Raw genomic sequence first — 16,347 nt, forward strand, 5'->3', positions numbered from 1 at the left:
ATCAAGTACGATACAACACTTTAACTATATGCCAACCAAACTTCGTTTTCACTAATACAGGTTCAAGTATTGGGCCTGAAAAACAGACTTTATCGAACTGTGGCACCATTTGCCCGCGTTTGAATTCGCCTAAATCGCCGCCACTTTTCCCAGATGGGCAAGTTGAATGCTTCTTCGCTAACACTTGAAACTTCGCCCCCTTGTTTAACTGTTTAAGGATATCGTCGGCTTGTTCTTTATGTTTAACCAAGATGTGTAATGCGTGGGCAGTATGAGCCATAGGACTTCTCTAAAAGTAAAAAACGCGGCATTTTAACACAGCCCAGCCTGACGCGCACCGGCCTACAACACGGTTTTATTGACCATAATAACCAATTAAACGCAGTGCAATGCCTATTTCATCGCGATAACCGAACTCTTCTCGGTATTCTAAAAAAGGTTCTATTTCATAAAAAAGCCAACTGTGTTTTATTTGCTGGCGATATCGATATGAAAGATTATAACTACGCAATGTATCGAAGTTGTCTTTAACATTCATCCCCATTACCATAGCGCGTTTGTTATCCGGTAAATAACTTAAATAAAGACCCGAACGAAATTCAGTGTCTATTTCTGATTCAATATTGCGCAAATTAGCCGACCAGTTGAGTGAAAACTTCTGATCAAATTGTTTATCTGCCGCTAATTTTATAAATTGGCCAAAGCCATCCGAAAAGTAATACTCAAGTCCCATTGAGGCCGAATAAAGAGTGCTGCTGCTCTGATGTTGCCAATTAGCCGCACTGCGACCATATAATTGACCTCTTGAAATCCCTAAACGGTTATCAATTTCAATGTGTTTTGTTGTTTCGTATAAATATTGAATGGCGGCATTGACTTCATCATCAGCGTTTGACTGACCAGCATAGGGCGTCTCAGTTTCAAACGGCAAACGATTAAACTCATCAGCGTCATTATCAATAATGAGTTTTAAGCGATTTTCCCAATTAGGGAGACTTAATTGCACTGTGAAACGGACCTGAGTTTTACTCCAATCAGCACTTCGCGGCAACCAACCGAGGCGGAGATACCCTTTAGCATGGGCTTTATCATCAAGTGTTTCATCCGCCATTAAGGCATCTAGCCATTGAGCGGCACTTTGCATACGAATATTAATACCATCACGTACGTCGACTAAGGGATCGGATTCTAAAGATTCTTTGCTGACTTCGTTGGCGTAACTCGGGCTACAAATTAAGCACAAGATAAATAATAAGGGGAAGGAGTGACCGAAAATCGACATAACTAAGTATCACTCCCTTGTTGTAGTTAAGCAGTCACCTTAGGTTTAGTATAATATTTATACAGGCCGATCAGTGAGGCTGCAATCCAAAATAATTCAATTACAAAACTGGCTAAATTGAAATTATAACAGAGACTTATCAATAATAAGATAGCACCCGTTAAATTCATTAAATTATATTTTAAACCGGTCGGATCGGCTTTTCCTAACTGTAACAAGAAAAAGGAACCGACGACCAAAAAGGTCCCTGACATTCCGATAACATCAAAGATTAAATCAGTCATTTAACACTCCAAGCTTATGATTCGTCCAAATTTGCTGGCCCTATCCATGGGGAGGACGTTTTTCTTTTCCATGAAACAGCTTGTAGTTGAGATCAGTGTGAGCTCGACAAAACACGTTATTCTAAAAGTAAAACATGGCGAGCATAAGGACATTTATCCGCATTGGTAATTCAACCAGCTCTTCGCTTCAATTATAAATCCATGCACTTATTTGTGGTGAACTTTCCCTCCCATCATTTTCAAAGCTGGCACACCACGAATTAGGCAACGTCGCGCAAATGGCTGTTCACACCCAGGACATATCCCTTCTTGCTTGGTAAAATCTTGACTAATGCGCTCAATAAAGCATTTTACTAACGCGCCTTTTCCTCCTTTGCGATATTTATAAAGCGGTGCTTTACATTTTTTACAAAAGATATCGACCGTTTTACTCGGTCCGCTCTTATTGGGTTTTGCCATAATCAGACCTGTAACATTGAATATCGGCAGTCTAGCAGATCAGTAGGGCCAAAAGCCAAGCACAGCACCTATCAAGGTAAATTGAAAGGTGTGGTATCCAGCATTAATAAGAAATAACTTTAATGGCTTTTGTTCAAATACATAATTGATTGCAAGCACCGTTGATATCCAGCCGATCCCTGTAACAAAACCAAACAAAACCGCACTGCCGGGATGAGGGCTTGGCCCAATCAAAATGGCAAATAAACAACTGATCGTAAAAGCGGCAATAAACGATACCCCCACCACTTTGGTGGGATCAGCATTTTGCAAATCAAATGGCGTTAACCCAGATGTCTCTAACCAAGATATTTCAAACAACCATGGGGAATACCACAGCCCCCACAATAAAAACGAAGAACACGTAGCGACCAAAATTGCGCCAAAGTTAAGGTGATCTAAATCTATAATCATAAGCCTAACACACACATCTGAGTAAAATAGCTCCACTCAATTCGGGGAGTTTTACTGTAAGTTATTCCTTCAAAATTAGTGCTGAGAGCAAAATAAAACAAGTTTATTGCCAAAAGTGCACCAATTAATTTAAAGCTCGACCTCTTTGGGTGCGACAAATTGTCGCACTTCCACGTTCACCTTTTGTTTTTAAATAGATTTATTGTGAAAATTCATAATGTTAAATTGTTTAGGAAATCATAATGAAACTGTCACTTATTTACACTGCAGTGCTTGGTCTATCGAGTACACCGTTAGCAGCGAACACCGTTGAAGGGATTGAAATTATCCAAATCAGAGGGGCTCACCCACCTATTGGCGCATTTTCTATTGAACAGGCGCAAGCAGATGTCAACACACCCGAAGTTAGTCAGTGGTTAAAATCTGTCCCCGGAGCAAACAGCAATAACAATGGCCCCATTACGGGAATTGCGCAATACCGAGGACTGTACGGGGATCGCGTGGCGACCACATTATCAGGTCAAACCATGCGCGGTGCAGGCCCAAATGCCATGGATGCACCACTAAGCTATGTCAATCCTAACTTGGTGGAATCCATTTCTGTCTATCGAACACTTGCACCTGTTAGCAGTGCCTTAGACTCATTAGGTGGCACTGTGGAAGTGAAGCTAAAGACAGCAGAGGTCACCAGCCAAACCAATACATTGGATATTTTTGGGCACATAACTGGGAGCTACAACCAAAATAAACAGGGCCACACCTTGAGCGGTGACATCAATCTCAGTCAACAAGGGCTAGCTGGATTTGCATATTTGAATCATCAAGAAGCCGATGATTATACTGACGGCTCTGGCAACAACATTGTGCCAAGTGTGTATGATAAAACCATGATGGGGGCAGCCTTGGCAATTGAAAACGATCGGCACAGTGCCAAACTCAAATGGGATAAAGTCGAAACCGGCCGTTCTGGTACAGCTGCATTACCGATGGATATTGATTATATCGATTCAATAAACTGGTCTGCTGATGGGGTTTCACAGCTTGAAGATTGGCAGATTAACTGGCGCTATAGCTACCAAGATGCACGCCACGGCATGGACAATTTTTCACTAAGAGTGAACAACATGCCGACGATGCACCGCTATAATACTGCGACAATGATTGGCCACAGCTACGCCTTGAACATGAAAAATCAGCATTGGGAGTTCGGGATAGAGGGTATCAACAGCGAACATGATTCAGTGATCACCAACCCGAATAATCCTATGTTTAAGCTTATTAACTTCAATCAAGTCAGCGATATTAGACATTCAATCTTTGCACAATACCAGCATCAGGTGGCCGAACTGACTCAAACATTTGGTTTGCGAATCAAACAAAACAGCGCCGACGCACACGATGTCAGTCATTCAATGGCGATGATGATGCCCCATATTAAAATGCTACAGGATGCATTTAATCAGGCTGATAAGTCCGTGAACGACACCACTTTTGACGTCTCGTACCACAGTCGCTATCAATATTCGAACGCTTTATCATTAAATTATGCGTTGGCTGTAAAACAGCGCGCTCCTAGCTATCAAGAGCGTTACTTGTGGTTGCCAATGCAAGCCACGGGCGGGCTCGCCGATGGTAAAACCTATATTGGCAATATCAATCTTCAGGCAGAAACCGCCTACCAAGCCAATGTTGGCTTTAACTATCAAACCGAAAACTTTAGCCTCGCGCCTCAAATATTCTATCAACAAATAGATGATTATATCCAAGGCACACCAGTAAAAGTCGGCCATATAAAAATGGTGGCGAATATGATGGGAGATGCTTCTCCATTAGTATTCAGTAACATTGATGCCAATTTGTTCGGTGCGGATCTCAATTGGCAATATCGGGTCAACCCTCACTGGCAGCTCAGTGGTCTAGCGAGTTATGTCAGGGGAACACGCGATGATATTAACGATGATTTATATCGCATTGCCCCACTCAATGGCCAAGTAAACCTCCATTTTAGTGCGAGCAATTGGCAAACTAAATTCAATATTACCGCTTACCAAAAGCAAACCCGAGTCAGTGAAATCAATAATGAAAAAACTTCAGCGGGCTACGCATTACTGAATTGGCATGTCGATTATTACACCCAGCAGGCATTCACTTTAAGTATCGGGATCAGTAATTTACTTGATAAAACCTACCATGAACATTTGGCTGGATTAAACCGAGCTACAGGCAATGCGATGGCTGTAGGTGAGCCCATCACGGCGATAGGCCGCAATGGCTATGTGGCTGTGAGTTACCAATTTTAGACTACTTGATGATTTCTAACACCTGTGCCGTTCATCGCTGCACAGGTTTTTTTTGTAATTTTCGTTGCAGAGTGCGTCGATGCATTCCCAATTGACGTGCCGTCGCAGAGACATTGCCTTCGTTGGCATTCAGTGCTTGCTGAATATGCTCCCACTCTAACCGCTCTGCCGACATCATGTCACCCACCTTTTTTGGTAACGTCATCGCTCCCGTTAACGCTTTAAATATGGTTTGGGTATCGGCTGGTTTGGCTAAATAATCATCCGCACCTAGGCGAATTGCTTCTACGGCCGTAGCGATGCTGGCAAAACCGGTTAAGAGTACAATTCGTGAAGCCGGGTTAGCCGCGCGCAACGGCTTAATTAATTGCAACCCATTCTCTTGTGCCAATTTCATATCGAGCAAAATATGGCTCGGTTTAAATTGCTGACAAGCAGACAATGCATCACACCACGCATTGACTTGCTGACATTCAAACCCTTGCTGAGCAAAGCGGCGCACTAAAGCATTCGCAAAGGCTCGATCATCTTCAATCACCATCAATTTCATAGTGCGACCGCGGATGTGAACGGTTTCGAACTCTGCGGGACAACTAAAGGTAAATCAACACGGGCGATGGCGCCTTGCTCATTGTGATTAGTTAAAGATAAATGCCCTTTAAATCGTTCGATTGTGGCATTAGAGAGCAATAAAGCCATCCCAAAGCCGTGTTTACTCGGTTGAAGCTGCTCACCTAAGGCTAACTGCTGCGAACAGATCCCACTTCCATAATCCCGAATTGAAAATTGCATACTCTGCGGCCCTTCAAACGTCAAAGTTAATTCAACCCAGTGCTGATCTGTCCGCTCATTTGCTTGCACGGCATTTTGCAACAAATTAAACAACGCGGGGAGTAATAGGCCATCCCCTTGAATCGATACTGGGGGTAATTCGATGGGATCTACAACTAACTGTTGCAACGGAAACTGCAACTGAAACAACTCTTTAAGCTGTATAACTAAACTGTCGAGAGCAAAGTGCTGAGGTTTTTTTTCGCGAATATTGGTCGCAAAATCGGTAAACGAACGTAATTGCGATTGGCATTGCAGTAAAGGCTCAGCCATATCTGCAACGACGGGATTGGATGGCTGTTGCTCGTTTAACTCATCAAACAGTAACTGTAACGTTGCAAGTGGGGTGGCTAACTGATGAGTGACCTGAGTCGATGCCAAGCCCAGTGCGAGTAACTGCTCTTGGCGCAGCTGCTCTTCTCGCTGCTTGGCGATGGCTTGCTCTCGTTCGCTTATCATCCGTGCCAATGCGCCGACAACAAACGTGACCACTAATGCCGATAAAATAAAGTTCACCCACATCCCGATGAAATGATTGTTCATATCCATATGGTGCATACTATGGGTGGGCATTTTCAAAAGCATCACACTATAGGCTGCCATTGCAGCAACAGACACTAGGGCCAACCAGCGCGTGGGTAAACTCACCGCCGCGATGACGATAGGTAACAGCAATAGTGACACAAAGGCATTGGTAGCCCCGCCACTTAACGACAGCAACAAGGTTAAAAACACTACATCAGCCAGTAATTGCAACACTAAATCAAGCTGACTCACATGGCGTTGGCGATACACTAATATGCTTAATAAATGAAACACTGTTTCTGCGCAAATCACTAATAAAATAGGCATCACTGCAATGGCCAAGTCCATTACAAAGAAAATACCAATTACCGTCGCCAACTGGATAATAATCGAACCACTGCGTAGCAATAGCAACTTATCCATTGCACTGCCGCGTTTAAACGACCACTTCTTCACATCTGTCCTTTTTCCGTTTTTTAAAAACTCATTTATTTTTCAGGGTAAATTCCGCGCAAGGGGTACCTTGGTGAAACACCATTTGCCAGCCAGCTTCTGTTTTACGCCATAACGAACTGCGATTAGAGTATTGAGGCCTAGGCTCTTTATCTCGTTGTAAACGAGCGCGATATGTTACTTGCGCCAGCCCATCCTGAATTATACGCACATCAAAATCTTGATTATGAAATTCAGGCATCATTTCCCCCGGCAAGCGGGCTAGTACATGCTGCTTATCAAAGCACTTTCCCGTCGCGGAAAACTCAATAAAGTCATCCGCAAGGAGATTATCAAGCATCTGTTCAGAAGCCCTGACATTAGGCTTTAACAGGGCACATTCGAGGGTTATTAATTGATGCGCTAACTCATGTTCAATCGGAATGTGGCTTTTCATGTTTATACACAATCCCTTCTTTCATCACAAAGTGTACCTTTGAGAGTAGTTGAATATTTTGCTCTGGATCACCTTTTACTGCAATGATATCAGCATACTTACCTACTTCTATGCTCCCAAGCTTATTTTGCTGACCAAGTAAGAGCGCAGCAGAACGCGTTGCACTGACAATGGCTTGCTGTGCAGTCATGCCATATTGAACCATCAGTGCAAATTCTTTGCTATTATCGCCATGCTTTGAGACGCCAGAATCAGTGCCATACGCAATATTAACCTGGTGTTTGAGTGCACGCCTAAATGCGCTTTCCATTAAAGGAGCCACTTGCTTCACTTTGTCTTTTATAGCTGGCGGCATAGTCGGGTTTGTAAGCACTTCCTCAGTGACCGTTGCACCGGCTAATAAAGTGGGTATTAAATACGTACCGTGCTTTTTGAAGAGCCTGATTGACTCTTTATCTAAGTAAGAGCCATGTTCAACTGAGTCGACTCCTGCTCGGATCGCCGCATTTATCCCGTCGGTACCATGGGCATGAGCGGTCACTTTTCGCCCTAAACTATGAGCCGTTTCAACAATTGCATGTAACTCATTATCGGTAAATTGCTGTTTAACCCCAGCAGCCGTATTGCTTAATACGCCTCCTGTGGCAGTGATTTTAATGACATCAGCCCCACTTTTTATCACTTCGCGAACCGCTCGGCGACAATCATCAGCCCCATTGCAAATACCTAAGCCTCCGGTGAACAGCTCAGTCACATCGTGACGGTATCCATGCAAATCCCCATGCCCGCCGCTTGCTGAAATAAAATCTCCAGCGGCAAAAATACGGGGGCCGATTATAGTGTGGGTATTAACCGCCCGCTTAAGAGGGAAAATGACTTTATATGAGCCCCCTAAATCTCGAACCGTGGTAAACCCAGCATTTAAAGTGCGGGCTAAATATGGTAGTGCAGTAAGGGCTTGATCGGCATCCTCTTGCGTTAACCACTGGTGAGGGTTTGCGTTTGGATTTCGCTCAAAAGTAAGATGAACGTGCATATCAATTAAGCCTGGTAAAAGGTAGCTATCCTTTAAATCAATAATGTTGACACTTTCCAATCCCAGTTCATCTGCAGATTTATACCCAGAGTCAATCCGCACAATCTGCCCTTTTTCAATCATGAGTGTTTGTGCTTGTAACGCTTGCTCACCCGGAGTAGCCAATACGGTCCCACCATAAATAAGCGTATCGATTTGACCATAAGCTGCCGAGGCCAAGGTTAAAGCAACAGAGTTAAGCGCAAAAAATGCCGTTGTTATTATTGTTCTCATCACACATACTTTTTTAATCCATCAAGCATTTATTAGTATCATAGCTTGGGTTAAATCAAAAAAGTTTGCGCTAATTTAGCCATTTAAAACGATAAACGCCACAAAAAGTGGCAATGAGAGATTATCGCTAGAGTTCATGGGTCTATTTTGCTATAACTCCTCTGACCACATCAAAGATGCAGAACTTCCACTACACTGGATGCAGCAACAAACACATTGGAACACAACATGTTATACGGCAAAATTACTGGTTGGGGGAAATGTTTACCTCCTGCAATTTTAACCAACGATGCAATCAGCACGATTGTTGATACCAACGATGAGTGGATCACCTCTCGTACTGGGATCAGCGAGCGTCGTGTGAGCCATGTGTCCACTGCTGCACTCGCCACTGCAGCTGCGCAAAATGCACTGGATTGTGCGGGTCTGTCAGGCAGTGAAATTGACCTCGTTTTACTTGCGACCTGCACGCCCTCAACTTTAGTGGCAAACACCGCCTCGTTGGTACAAAAAAATATTGGTGCAACCGGCGCAGCTGCTTGCGATGTCAATGCGGCTTGCTCAGGTTTTTTATATGCCTTACAAAACGCCACAGCACAAATCCAAGCTGGCATGATCAAAAAAGCCGTCGTAATTGGGGCCGAAAGAATGACCTGGTATGTCAACTGGGCACGCCGTGATAGCGCTGTCTTATTTGGCGATGGCGCAGGCGCCGTTGTGCTTGAAGCAACCGAAGATGCCACAGGCCTGATTGCGACCAAAACAGGCTGTGATAGCACTGATCGTGATATTTTACACATTACCAACTTCGGCAGTGATATTGATAAATATCAAGCACCTGTCGGCCCTTCTGATATTTTATTTGAAGGACGAGAAATATTTAAACGCGCCGTTAAAGGCATGAGCGAAGCGTGTGATGATGTGCTCAACCAAGCCGAACTCGCCCTAGAAGAAATTGATGTGTTAATTCCTCATCAAGCGAATTTAAGAATTATCCAAGCGATAGCTCAGCGCTTATCGGTTGATGACGACAAAATCATGGTCAACATCAATAAATATGGTAATACATCTGCAGCAACGGTTCCGATCGCTTTATGTGAAGCGGTCGAAAATGGCCTCATTCAGCCCAATTCAAACATCATGTCTGCCGCATTTGGAGCAGGCTTGACTTGGGCGGCCAGTTATATCAAATGGGGAGAGCGTGTTGAGCCAATTAACCCGCCAAGCGCAAAATTACCGGCTTCTGAGTTAACCGCGCTTGAGCTACTAGGAGATGCAATTAAAGGTTGTTCGACTCAAAACTAAGATATAACAATAAAAAAAATCGGGTTAGCCACTGACGAAGAGCGCGCTTATTTTACTCATGTTTATCAGCTAACCCTTTTTTATTACTGCATTAATTTCATATTTATACAGAGCGATTATTCGTGTTTTTGCCAACATCAGCTACATTTTTAATAGACATGCGAACAAACTTAAAGATGGAGAAGTTGTTATGAGCGATGAGCAAGACTTTTTAGACCGACGCTCCTCAATGCGCCTCGATATGGAAAAAGAACTCATTTCAATCGTGTGGCAAGATCTACAAGGTCAACCGCAAAGCCGTGATGTAATGTGTGTGGATGTATCAAATGGTGGCCTAAAGTTCAGTTTAGAACAAAGCATCGCTATTGATACACCTGTTCAGGTCTTTTTTAAACCACGTCAAGCCCTCACAACGTCGCGACAAGCAACCGTCATTCGTGTCCAACAACAACCTCACGGCTGGTTTGATATTGGCCTGATTTTTTCAAATAATGAGGGGCAATAACATGATTATTTTGATTGGTGGTGAAAAAGGCGGCAGTGGCAAAAGCTGCTTGGCACAAAATATTGCGGTCTACCTCGCTAAATATAAAGAAGCCACAGTATTGATGGTCGATTGTGATCCACAACGTACCACATCAGACTGGATCCAAGCACGTTCAAGTAACCCGCAATTACCCATTATCAATTGCGTGCAATTATACGGTAAAATTCGCAATGATTTACTCAGCTTAGAAAACCATTATGACTTTTTAGTGGTTGACTGTGGTGGACAAGATAATCTGGCATTGCGCGCTGCTATGTCGGTGGCCGACCATGTTTTAATTCCCCTTCGTCCAAAGCGCCGAGATTTAAAAACCGTGCCACATATGGAAGATATCTTATCAACCTGTAAAATGGTCAACCCCAAACTCAATGCATCCTTTGTGATGACCCAGTGCCCATCTTTACCAAACCAAGCGAGCCGAATTTTAGAGGCAAAAGAAGTGTGTGATTCATTCGGGATTAATGTGCTTGATGCCATAACTTATAGTCGCAATATTTATGATGATAGCGAAGAAAACGGTGAATCTGTGATTGAAATCGACCCCAAAGGAAAAGCGGCCGAGGAAATCATTGCTATCGCCGAAGAAATGCTAGCAATTGAACCCGGAAATTCCCATGAGTTTAGCTGATCTTAAGAAAAAAGCGGCCGCCCAGACCCGAAAGAAAATAGATGTTGATGAGTTTATTGAGGATGCGACAGCCTATGCGCAAGGGCAGTCTATTTTAAGCCAAACCAAACAAGTCCAAAGCAAAGCAAGTCAGCAAATACGTAAAAAAGGCGCGCGGCCGCGTAAGTTCAAAAATGCCACGTTCACACTCAGTCCCGAGCATATTGAGCAGCTAAATCATGTCGCTGAACATACTGGCTACGCTAAATCGCGCATTTTACGGTTATTGATTGAGCAAATCGCAGACTTAGATGATGACAACGTCGATGCATTGCTCGAATCATTAAAAAAACCTACTCATTTAAAACCTGAGTAGGTTTTTTATCAAACATTATTAAAATATTTTATTGATATCGTTTAGATAGATATTCAAACACAGCACGCACACCAAATGCTTCTCCACCGACGGGTCGGCCTGCTAGTTTACGGTTATTCCATGCCATAATATCAAAGTGGACCCAAGGTGTCGTTGGTGCGACAAATTCTTGTAAGTACAAGGCCGCAGTGATTGCACCACCAAAGGGGGTTTGCGCGCAATTAGATAAATCAGCGACATCACTTTTTAAGTAATCTTTGTAAGGTTTATGTAAAGGCATATGCCAAACAGGATCATCCACCTCTAAGCCTGAAGCAAGTAACCCTAAGGCGAGTTCTCGATCATCAGTGAAAAACCCTGGCAGCTCTGTACCCAATGCAATTCGACACGCCCCAGTGAGGGTCGCAAAATCAATAATAAGTTCAGGATCCTGAGCTTGTGCTTCAGTCAGTGCGTCGCATAATACTAAACGCCCTTCGGCATCGGTATTATCAATTTCGACAGTTTTCCCCGAGCGTGTTTGAATCACATCGCCTGGACGAAATGCATTATTTGAAACCGCATTTTCAACGGCAGGAACTAACACTCGCAGTGAAACTGGTAACTTAAAGGCCATCACTAAATATGCAAGACCGATTACATGGGCCGCTCCCCCCATGTCTTTTTTCATGTAACGCATACCTGCGCCGGGTTTTAAATCTAACCCGCCCGAATCAAAACACACACCTTTACCAACTAAAGTGACTTTTGGTGCATCAGTTTGCCCCCAATTAAGTTCCAGTAGGCGAGGTTTGTTTTCACTTGCTCGACCAACCATATGAATCGTAGGGTAGTTTTGTTCGAGTAATTCATCGCCGACCACTTCGCTAAATTGGCCATTAAATTGTTCGGCTAAATCGTGCATGATTTCGCCAAGATGCTGAGGCATCATATCAGCAGCAGGTGTATTGACTAAGTCACGCACTAGTGCAATACCTTTTACTAACTGGCTGAACTCTTCGATTTCGTGTTGATTATTCAAAACCAATTGGGCTTTTTCTTTGGTTTGTGATTTATACGTATCAAAGCTGTAGTGGCCAAGCGCCCAGCTAAAAGCTATTTGTTTGCGCAAAGCCACATCATCATTCATGAGTAAATAGGTGCCTGTCGGCAGTTGATTGACTAAATCACCGCATAACCAGTAAGAGGACAAATCATCAGAAAAATAAACAACCTGTTCAATCTCTCCACTGTTTGTAGGCACTAGAGCGACCCCTTGACCATTGAATCCTGTCGCTTTTAGCCAATTTTGCACAAATTGGCTTTGCGCTTGAGACCAAGTAATAAATGATTCAGTAGAGAAAATATGCAGTGGGGTGCCATGTTGGCCAAAAATTAACGCTTGTTTCATAGTGCACTCAAAGTTCGAATGGATTTTCAAGCAGCATACCAAGAAGTTCGCTCAAGCGGTATGTAAAAAATCATTCAGCGCTTAGGGTTTATCACTATCAGGTGGCTTTGTCGGTGTTGAGATAGGTTTATTAAACGAACTCGGCAAGACTTCGACGCCAACTAATCGGCCTACTTTGACTAAAATAGGGATCGTGATAGGTGCAAAAGGCAGCACGGCAAACACACTGAGCCCTAAACCTTTAAGGATATCGAGAAATTGCTCATTTGCTAATTTGATTTCTTCGGGTGTGGCTTGTCTACGTGTATATTTTTTATACACAACTAACATCTGTTTCGTTTCCGCTTTTTCCTGCGCGAGTGCCGCTTTTAATTTCAGCATACTGCGCCGCAGTTTTAACCGGCTTCTTACATAAGTAATTTTTGTCACCCTAACTGGTGATTTATGAAACAATAAAATAATTTTCATCGCGCTATTGTCACACACCCTTAGATAAAGCCCTATCATTAAAGCGTAAAAATCTGTAAATACGCACAGTAATTGCGCTGGCTCTATAATTTTATATTTCTTTATTAGATAATAGTCTTAGTTCAAATTAACAAGTCGAGTGATTTATGTCTCTCTCAATCAATACACCCGCCCCTGAAAAACCTCGCCCAGGAGATTGCTGCGGAGGTGGTAGTTGCTGCCCCTGTGTTTGGGATGAATATAAACAAGCTCTTAAAGATTGGAAAATCAATCAGTTAAAATTATCACCTCAACTAAAAAAATAAACTCCTGACCTTGTTAAGCGGTTTTCTCTCTTCGTTAACTCAATTTTTCCCTGCCACGCAACTCACCCTACACGACACTTGTCACAATTTAGATAAAAAATTTAATTATTAATTACTTAGCATTTTACTAAAAAGTTCAAAAATTCTTCTATACTGATTCGGAACATTTATATAACAGTTTTGCATTAATTTAATTTACAAGTTGTAATCAATGTTAACTGTATGTATAAATTGAGTAAGCCAAAATTAAAGGCTTAATTCTTTGTTGCTAAATCTCACATATTTTTTAGCGAAAGAATCTAATAATAATTCTGACTGGGGATTGGAATGAAAAAATATAATGCGCTTAACAGAGCTATCAAAATTGCTCTTACGTCTACAGCTACTGCAGGTTTATTAATTTCTCAAGGTGTATACGCGGAAGAAGAGTCAACCACTGTTGTCGATAAAAACGTCGAAAAAATTGCTGTTGTTGGTTCTCGCTCGGCACCTCGCTCAATCGGTGAATCACCAGTACCTATCGATATTATTGGTGGTGAAGAACTGAGCAAATCAGGTAATACTGACATGCTTGAAATTTTGAAGGGCTCGGTCCCTTCTTTGAATGTTCACACCAATCCAATTAGTGATGCAGCCTCATTAGTTCGTCCTGCAAACTTACGTGGCCTTCCTTCAGATAGCACTCTTATTTTATTAAATGGTAAACGCCGTCACCGTGCATCTGTAATTGCCTTTTTAGGTGGTGGTATCAATGATGGTGCCCAAGGCCCTGATATTTCAGTTATTCCTAGCATTGCACTTAAGCAAGTCGAAGTACTTCGTGATGGGGCCGCCGCGCAATATGGTTCTGATGCGATTGCGGGTGTCATGAACTTTGTACTCAAAGATGCCTCTGAAGGCGGTTCGATGGTCGTGCGCCATGGTGAATATTACGAAGGCGATGGTACAACGACTGAAGTCTCTGGTAATGTTGGTATGCCATTTACTGATGATGGTTTTGTTAATTTAAGTTTTCAATATAAAAATGCAGATGCAACTAGTCGCAGTACACAGCGCCCTGATGCACAAGCATTTATTGATGCAGGTGTACCGGGTGTCGGCGACCCTGCGCAAATTTGGGGTTCTCCTGAAGTCAAAGACGATATCAGTCTATTTGGTAATGTCGGATTAGACTTAACTGATGACTCTGAGTTCTACATGTTTGGTAACTATTCAGAGCGCGATGTTCGTGGTGGGTTTTACTACCGTAACCCACATACTCGCCCTGGTGTTTACTCAAACGATGGCGGGGCTACATTATTAGTTGGCGATTTAACACCAGGTCCTATCGGCCAAGTAAATGATGGCCTAGGCATAGGTGACGGTATGGATTGTCCTATCATTCCAATCGTGAATGCAGATGTACGCACTCAACAAGATTACATTGACGGTGTGCAAAATAACCCAAATTGTTTTGCCTTTAACGAAATGATCCCTGGTGGTTTTACACCTAATTTTGGTGGCAACATCACCGATACTTCATTGACGATTGGTACTAAAGGTGAAATCACCGACGGTACATTCGAAGGTGTTTACTACGATTTAAGTGGTAACGTGGGTCGCAGCGAATCTCGTTTTTTCATCTACAATACACTTAATGCTTCACTAGGTCCTGATTCTCCACGCGATTTCAGCCCAGGTAAGTACATTCAACTTGAGAAAAACTTCAATTTTGATGTATCAAAAGGCTTTGATGCTGATTTATACGATGATATCAATGTAGCCGGTGGTTTAGAATGGCACGAAGAAACCTTTGAAGTCATTGCTGGTGATGAACCTTCATTCAAAGTAGGTCCATTAACAGATCAAGGTTTTGGGATCGGCTCAAATGGTTTCCCTGGTTTTCAACCTTCTGCAGCGGGCGAGTACACGCGTCGTAACTACGCTGCTTATGTTGATATTGAAGCGCCATTCACTGAAGACTTCTTAATGGGTTTTGCCCTTCGCTTCGAAGATTATGATTCATTTGGCTCAACAACGAACTACAAAATCATGGGTCAATACCATGCAACTGAAGATTTATCGCTTCGTGGTTCAATCAGTACTGGTTTCCGTGCACCAACGGTAGGTCAAGCCAACGTGAGTAACGTACAGACCAACTTAAGCAGCGGTGTGTTAGTTGATTCTGCACTTTTACCTCCAACCAACCCTATTTCGGCACAACTCGGTGGTACAGAGCTGCAACCTGAAGAGTCGCAAAGTTACACGCTCGGCGCGGTTTACTCATTTGATAATTTCTTCTTCACGGCAGATTACTACAACATTCAAGTGGATGATCGCATTAGTCAATCAGACAAAATTGAGTTAACCGATGCAGATAAAGCAGCCTTAATTGCAGCTGGTGTCCCTAATGTAGCTGGTTTGGCGCAAGTGAGTTTCTTTACAAATGATTTTAATACCACCACTGAAGGTGTGGATGTTGTTGCTAACTATACAGATGATTTATTAGGCGGCAGTTCTACTTTCAGCTTGGCATATAACTGGAATGAAACAACCGTTACTAAATGGTCAGACATTACTGGTGACTTCAAAGTTAACCGCTTAGAAAATGATTTACCAAAACACCGTGCTACTTTGACTTGGTCTCAAGACTGGGAAAAATTTGCGATGTTCACTCGTGTTAACTACTACGGTGAGTATCAAGGTGTCCACGTAGATTATGATGCAACAGCCATTACCGCTGATGCGTCTGTCACAGTTGACGCTGAAGTTAGCTATTTTGTTACAGACTCAATTACCTTATCAGTCGGTGCACAGAATATCTTTGATCAAGAAGCGGAAAAGCTTAACTTTACAGAGCAATCTGGCGGGATCCCAAATAATAACTGGGGTGGTCAATACTACGAAACGTCTCCATACGGATTCAATGGTGGTTTCTACTACTTAAAAGCGACTTACAACTTCTAATCGGGTAAGCCAGCGAAAAAAAGAGCCTTCTGGGGCTCTTTTTTATTGCATAATAAAAAAAATAATAACAA

The 16,347-nt window shown here is 42.8% G+C and carries 18 protein-coding genes; 7 read left to right on the plus strand and 11 right to left on the minus strand.

The window, feature by feature from the left end:
- Position 1 precedes the first annotated feature (1 nt).
- From ppiC to AC3KVK_RS18430, 5 genes are all read right to left on the minus strand, one after another.
- Positions 2 to 280 carry a peptidylprolyl isomerase PpiC gene (ppiC, locus tag AC3KVK_RS18410; protein ID WP_490310193.1) on the minus strand — a complete coding sequence of 93 codons (279 nt, stop codon included), beginning with the start codon at positions 278 to 280 and terminating at the stop codon, positions 2 to 4.
- 75 nt (positions 281 to 355) lie between these two features.
- Entirely contained in the window at positions 356 to 1,282 is a 927-nt protein-coding gene (locus AC3KVK_RS18415) for a hypothetical protein (RefSeq protein WP_490310192.1), read from the minus strand.
- A gap of 26 nt (positions 1,283 to 1,308) precedes the next feature.
- The gene (locus AC3KVK_RS18420; protein WP_490310191.1) at positions 1,309 to 1,566 is read right to left on the minus strand and encodes a CBU_0592 family membrane protein; all 258 of its coding nucleotides are present in this window, start codon (positions 1,564 to 1,566) and stop codon (positions 1,309 to 1,311) included.
- A 207-nt stretch (positions 1,567 to 1,773) separates the two neighbouring features.
- Positions 1,774 to 2,025: a hypothetical protein gene (locus AC3KVK_RS18425; RefSeq protein ID WP_490310190.1), complete on the minus strand. Its 252-nt coding sequence runs from the start codon at positions 2,023 to 2,025 to the stop codon at positions 1,774 to 1,776.
- Positions 2,026 to 2,064: 39 nt separating this feature from the next.
- Entirely contained in the window at positions 2,065 to 2,478 is a 414-nt protein-coding gene (locus tag AC3KVK_RS18430) for a DUF1761 domain-containing protein (protein WP_490310189.1), read from the minus strand.
- Positions 2,479 to 2,720: 242 nt separating this feature from the next.
- On the opposite strand from AC3KVK_RS18430, the gene AC3KVK_RS18435 reads away from it, so the two are divergent.
- The gene (locus AC3KVK_RS18435) at positions 2,721 to 4,778 is read left to right on the plus strand and encodes a TonB-dependent receptor plug domain-containing protein (RefSeq protein WP_490310188.1); all 2,058 of its coding nucleotides are present in this window, start codon (positions 2,721 to 2,723) and stop codon (positions 4,776 to 4,778) included.
- A 31-nt stretch (positions 4,779 to 4,809) separates the two neighbouring features.
- Here AC3KVK_RS18435 and AC3KVK_RS18440 read toward each other — a convergent pair whose 3' ends face one another.
- From AC3KVK_RS18440 to AC3KVK_RS18455, 4 genes are read right to left on the minus strand one after another with little or no spacing between them, the layout of a single operon-like run.
- Positions 4,810 to 5,328: a response regulator transcription factor gene (locus AC3KVK_RS18440; RefSeq protein WP_490310187.1), complete on the minus strand. Its 519-nt coding sequence runs from the start codon at positions 5,326 to 5,328 to the stop codon at positions 4,810 to 4,812.
- A complete protein-coding gene (locus AC3KVK_RS18445) occupies positions 5,325 to 6,590 on the minus strand; it encodes a sensor histidine kinase (RefSeq protein WP_490310186.1) in 1,266 nt (421 codons plus the stop codon). The genes AC3KVK_RS18440 and AC3KVK_RS18445 overlap by 4 nt, the downstream gene beginning before the upstream one ends.
- Positions 6,591 to 6,618: 28 nt before the next feature.
- Entirely contained in the window at positions 6,619 to 7,023 is a 405-nt protein-coding gene (locus tag AC3KVK_RS18450; protein ID WP_490310185.1) for a nuclear transport factor 2 family protein, read from the minus strand.
- Entirely contained in the window at positions 7,001 to 8,332 is a 1,332-nt protein-coding gene (locus tag AC3KVK_RS18455; protein ID WP_490310184.1) for a metal-dependent hydrolase family protein, read from the minus strand. The genes AC3KVK_RS18450 and AC3KVK_RS18455 overlap by 23 nt, the downstream gene beginning before the upstream one ends.
- 228 nt (positions 8,333 to 8,560) lie before the next feature.
- On the opposite strand from AC3KVK_RS18455, the gene AC3KVK_RS18460 reads away from it, so the two are divergent.
- The 4 genes from AC3KVK_RS18460 to AC3KVK_RS18475 all read left to right on the plus strand — a co-directional run bounded on the left by AC3KVK_RS18460 (position 8,561) and on the right by AC3KVK_RS18475 (position 11,167).
- Complete coding sequence (locus AC3KVK_RS18460; RefSeq protein ID WP_490310183.1) at positions 8,561 to 9,637, plus strand: ketoacyl-ACP synthase III; 1,077 nt, start codon at positions 8,561 to 8,563, stop codon at positions 9,635 to 9,637.
- 190 nt (positions 9,638 to 9,827) lie between these two features.
- The gene (locus AC3KVK_RS18465; protein ID WP_490310182.1) at positions 9,828 to 10,142 is read left to right on the plus strand and encodes a PilZ domain-containing protein; all 315 of its coding nucleotides are present in this window, start codon (positions 9,828 to 9,830) and stop codon (positions 10,140 to 10,142) included.
- Between the two features lies 1 nt (position 10,143).
- Complete coding sequence (locus tag AC3KVK_RS18470) at positions 10,144 to 10,812, plus strand: AAA family ATPase (protein WP_086745492.1); 669 nt, start codon at positions 10,144 to 10,146, stop codon at positions 10,810 to 10,812.
- Positions 10,799 to 11,167, plus strand: coding sequence for a replication protein RepA (locus AC3KVK_RS18475; protein ID WP_490310181.1), 369 nt, complete (start codon positions 10,799 to 10,801; stop codon positions 11,165 to 11,167). The genes AC3KVK_RS18470 and AC3KVK_RS18475 overlap by 14 nt, the downstream gene beginning before the upstream one ends.
- A gap of 28 nt (positions 11,168 to 11,195) precedes the next feature.
- On the opposite strand, the gene AC3KVK_RS18480 is transcribed toward AC3KVK_RS18475, so the two are convergent.
- Both AC3KVK_RS18480 and AC3KVK_RS18485 read right to left on the minus strand, forming a co-directional pair.
- Positions 11,196 to 12,557 carry a leucyl aminopeptidase family protein gene (locus AC3KVK_RS18480; RefSeq protein WP_490310180.1) on the minus strand — a complete coding sequence of 454 codons (1,362 nt, stop codon included), beginning with the start codon at positions 12,555 to 12,557 and terminating at the stop codon, positions 11,196 to 11,198.
- An 81-nt stretch (positions 12,558 to 12,638) separates the two neighbouring features.
- On the minus strand, positions 12,639 to 13,025 hold the full coding sequence (locus tag AC3KVK_RS18485; RefSeq protein WP_490310179.1) for a hypothetical protein: 387 nt from the start codon (positions 13,023 to 13,025) through the stop codon (positions 12,639 to 12,641).
- A 146-nt stretch (positions 13,026 to 13,171) separates the two neighbouring features.
- On the opposite strand from AC3KVK_RS18485, the gene AC3KVK_RS18490 reads away from it, so the two are divergent.
- Entirely contained in the window at positions 13,172 to 13,330 is a 159-nt protein-coding gene (locus tag AC3KVK_RS18490; RefSeq protein WP_490310178.1) for an oxidoreductase-like domain-containing protein, read from the plus strand.
- A gap of 327 nt (positions 13,331 to 13,657) precedes the next feature.
- Complete coding sequence (locus AC3KVK_RS18495) at positions 13,658 to 16,276, plus strand: TonB-dependent receptor plug domain-containing protein (RefSeq protein WP_490310177.1); 2,619 nt, start codon at positions 13,658 to 13,660, stop codon at positions 16,274 to 16,276.
- The last annotated feature ends 71 nt before the right edge of the window (positions 16,277 to 16,347 follow it).

It is taken from the genome of Pseudoalteromonas sp. J2K-J979, from assembly GCF_058169715.2.

Excerpts from the sequence above, each read along its gene's own strand:
- ppiC (WP_490310193.1), bottom strand. The coding sequence starts at position 280 with ATGGCTCATACTGCCCACGCATTACACATCTTGGTTAAACATAAAGAA.
- AC3KVK_RS18415 (WP_490310192.1), bottom strand. The coding sequence starts at position 1,282 with ATGTCGATTTTCGGTCACTCCTTCCCCTTATTATTTATCTTGTGCTTA.
- AC3KVK_RS18420 (WP_490310191.1), bottom strand. The coding sequence starts at position 1,566 with ATGACTGATTTAATCTTTGATGTTATCGGAATGTCAGGGACCTTTTTG.
- AC3KVK_RS18425 (WP_490310190.1), bottom strand. The coding sequence starts at position 2,025 with ATGGCAAAACCCAATAAGAGCGGACCGAGTAAAACGGTCGATATCTTT.
- AC3KVK_RS18430 (WP_490310189.1), bottom strand. The coding sequence starts at position 2,478 with ATGATTATAGATTTAGATCACCTTAACTTTGGCGCAATTTTGGTCGCT.
- AC3KVK_RS18435 (WP_490310188.1), top strand. The coding sequence starts at position 2,721 with ATGAAACTGTCACTTATTTACACTGCAGTGCTTGGTCTATCGAGTACA.
- AC3KVK_RS18440 (WP_490310187.1), bottom strand. The coding sequence starts at position 5,328 with ATGAAATTGATGGTGATTGAAGATGATCGAGCCTTTGCGAATGCTTTA.
- AC3KVK_RS18450 (WP_490310185.1), bottom strand. The coding sequence starts at position 7,023 with ATGAAAAGCCACATTCCGATTGAACATGAGTTAGCGCATCAATTAATA.
- AC3KVK_RS18455 (WP_490310184.1), bottom strand. The coding sequence starts at position 8,332 with ATGAGAACAATAATAACAACGGCATTTTTTGCGCTTAACTCTGTTGCT.
- AC3KVK_RS18460 (WP_490310183.1), top strand. The coding sequence starts at position 8,561 with ATGTTATACGGCAAAATTACTGGTTGGGGGAAATGTTTACCTCCTGCA.
- AC3KVK_RS18465 (WP_490310182.1), top strand. The coding sequence starts at position 9,828 with ATGAGCGATGAGCAAGACTTTTTAGACCGACGCTCCTCAATGCGCCTC.
- AC3KVK_RS18470 (WP_086745492.1), top strand. The coding sequence starts at position 10,144 with ATGATTATTTTGATTGGTGGTGAAAAAGGCGGCAGTGGCAAAAGCTGC.
- AC3KVK_RS18475 (WP_490310181.1), top strand. The coding sequence starts at position 10,799 with ATGAGTTTAGCTGATCTTAAGAAAAAAGCGGCCGCCCAGACCCGAAAG.
- AC3KVK_RS18480 (WP_490310180.1), bottom strand. The coding sequence starts at position 12,557 with ATGAAACAAGCGTTAATTTTTGGCCAACATGGCACCCCACTGCATATT.
- AC3KVK_RS18485 (WP_490310179.1), bottom strand. The coding sequence starts at position 13,025 with ATGAAAATTATTTTATTGTTTCATAAATCACCAGTTAGGGTGACAAAA.
- AC3KVK_RS18490 (WP_490310178.1), top strand. The coding sequence starts at position 13,172 with ATGTCTCTCTCAATCAATACACCCGCCCCTGAAAAACCTCGCCCAGGA.
- AC3KVK_RS18495 (WP_490310177.1), top strand. The coding sequence starts at position 13,658 with ATGAAAAAATATAATGCGCTTAACAGAGCTATCAAAATTGCTCTTACG.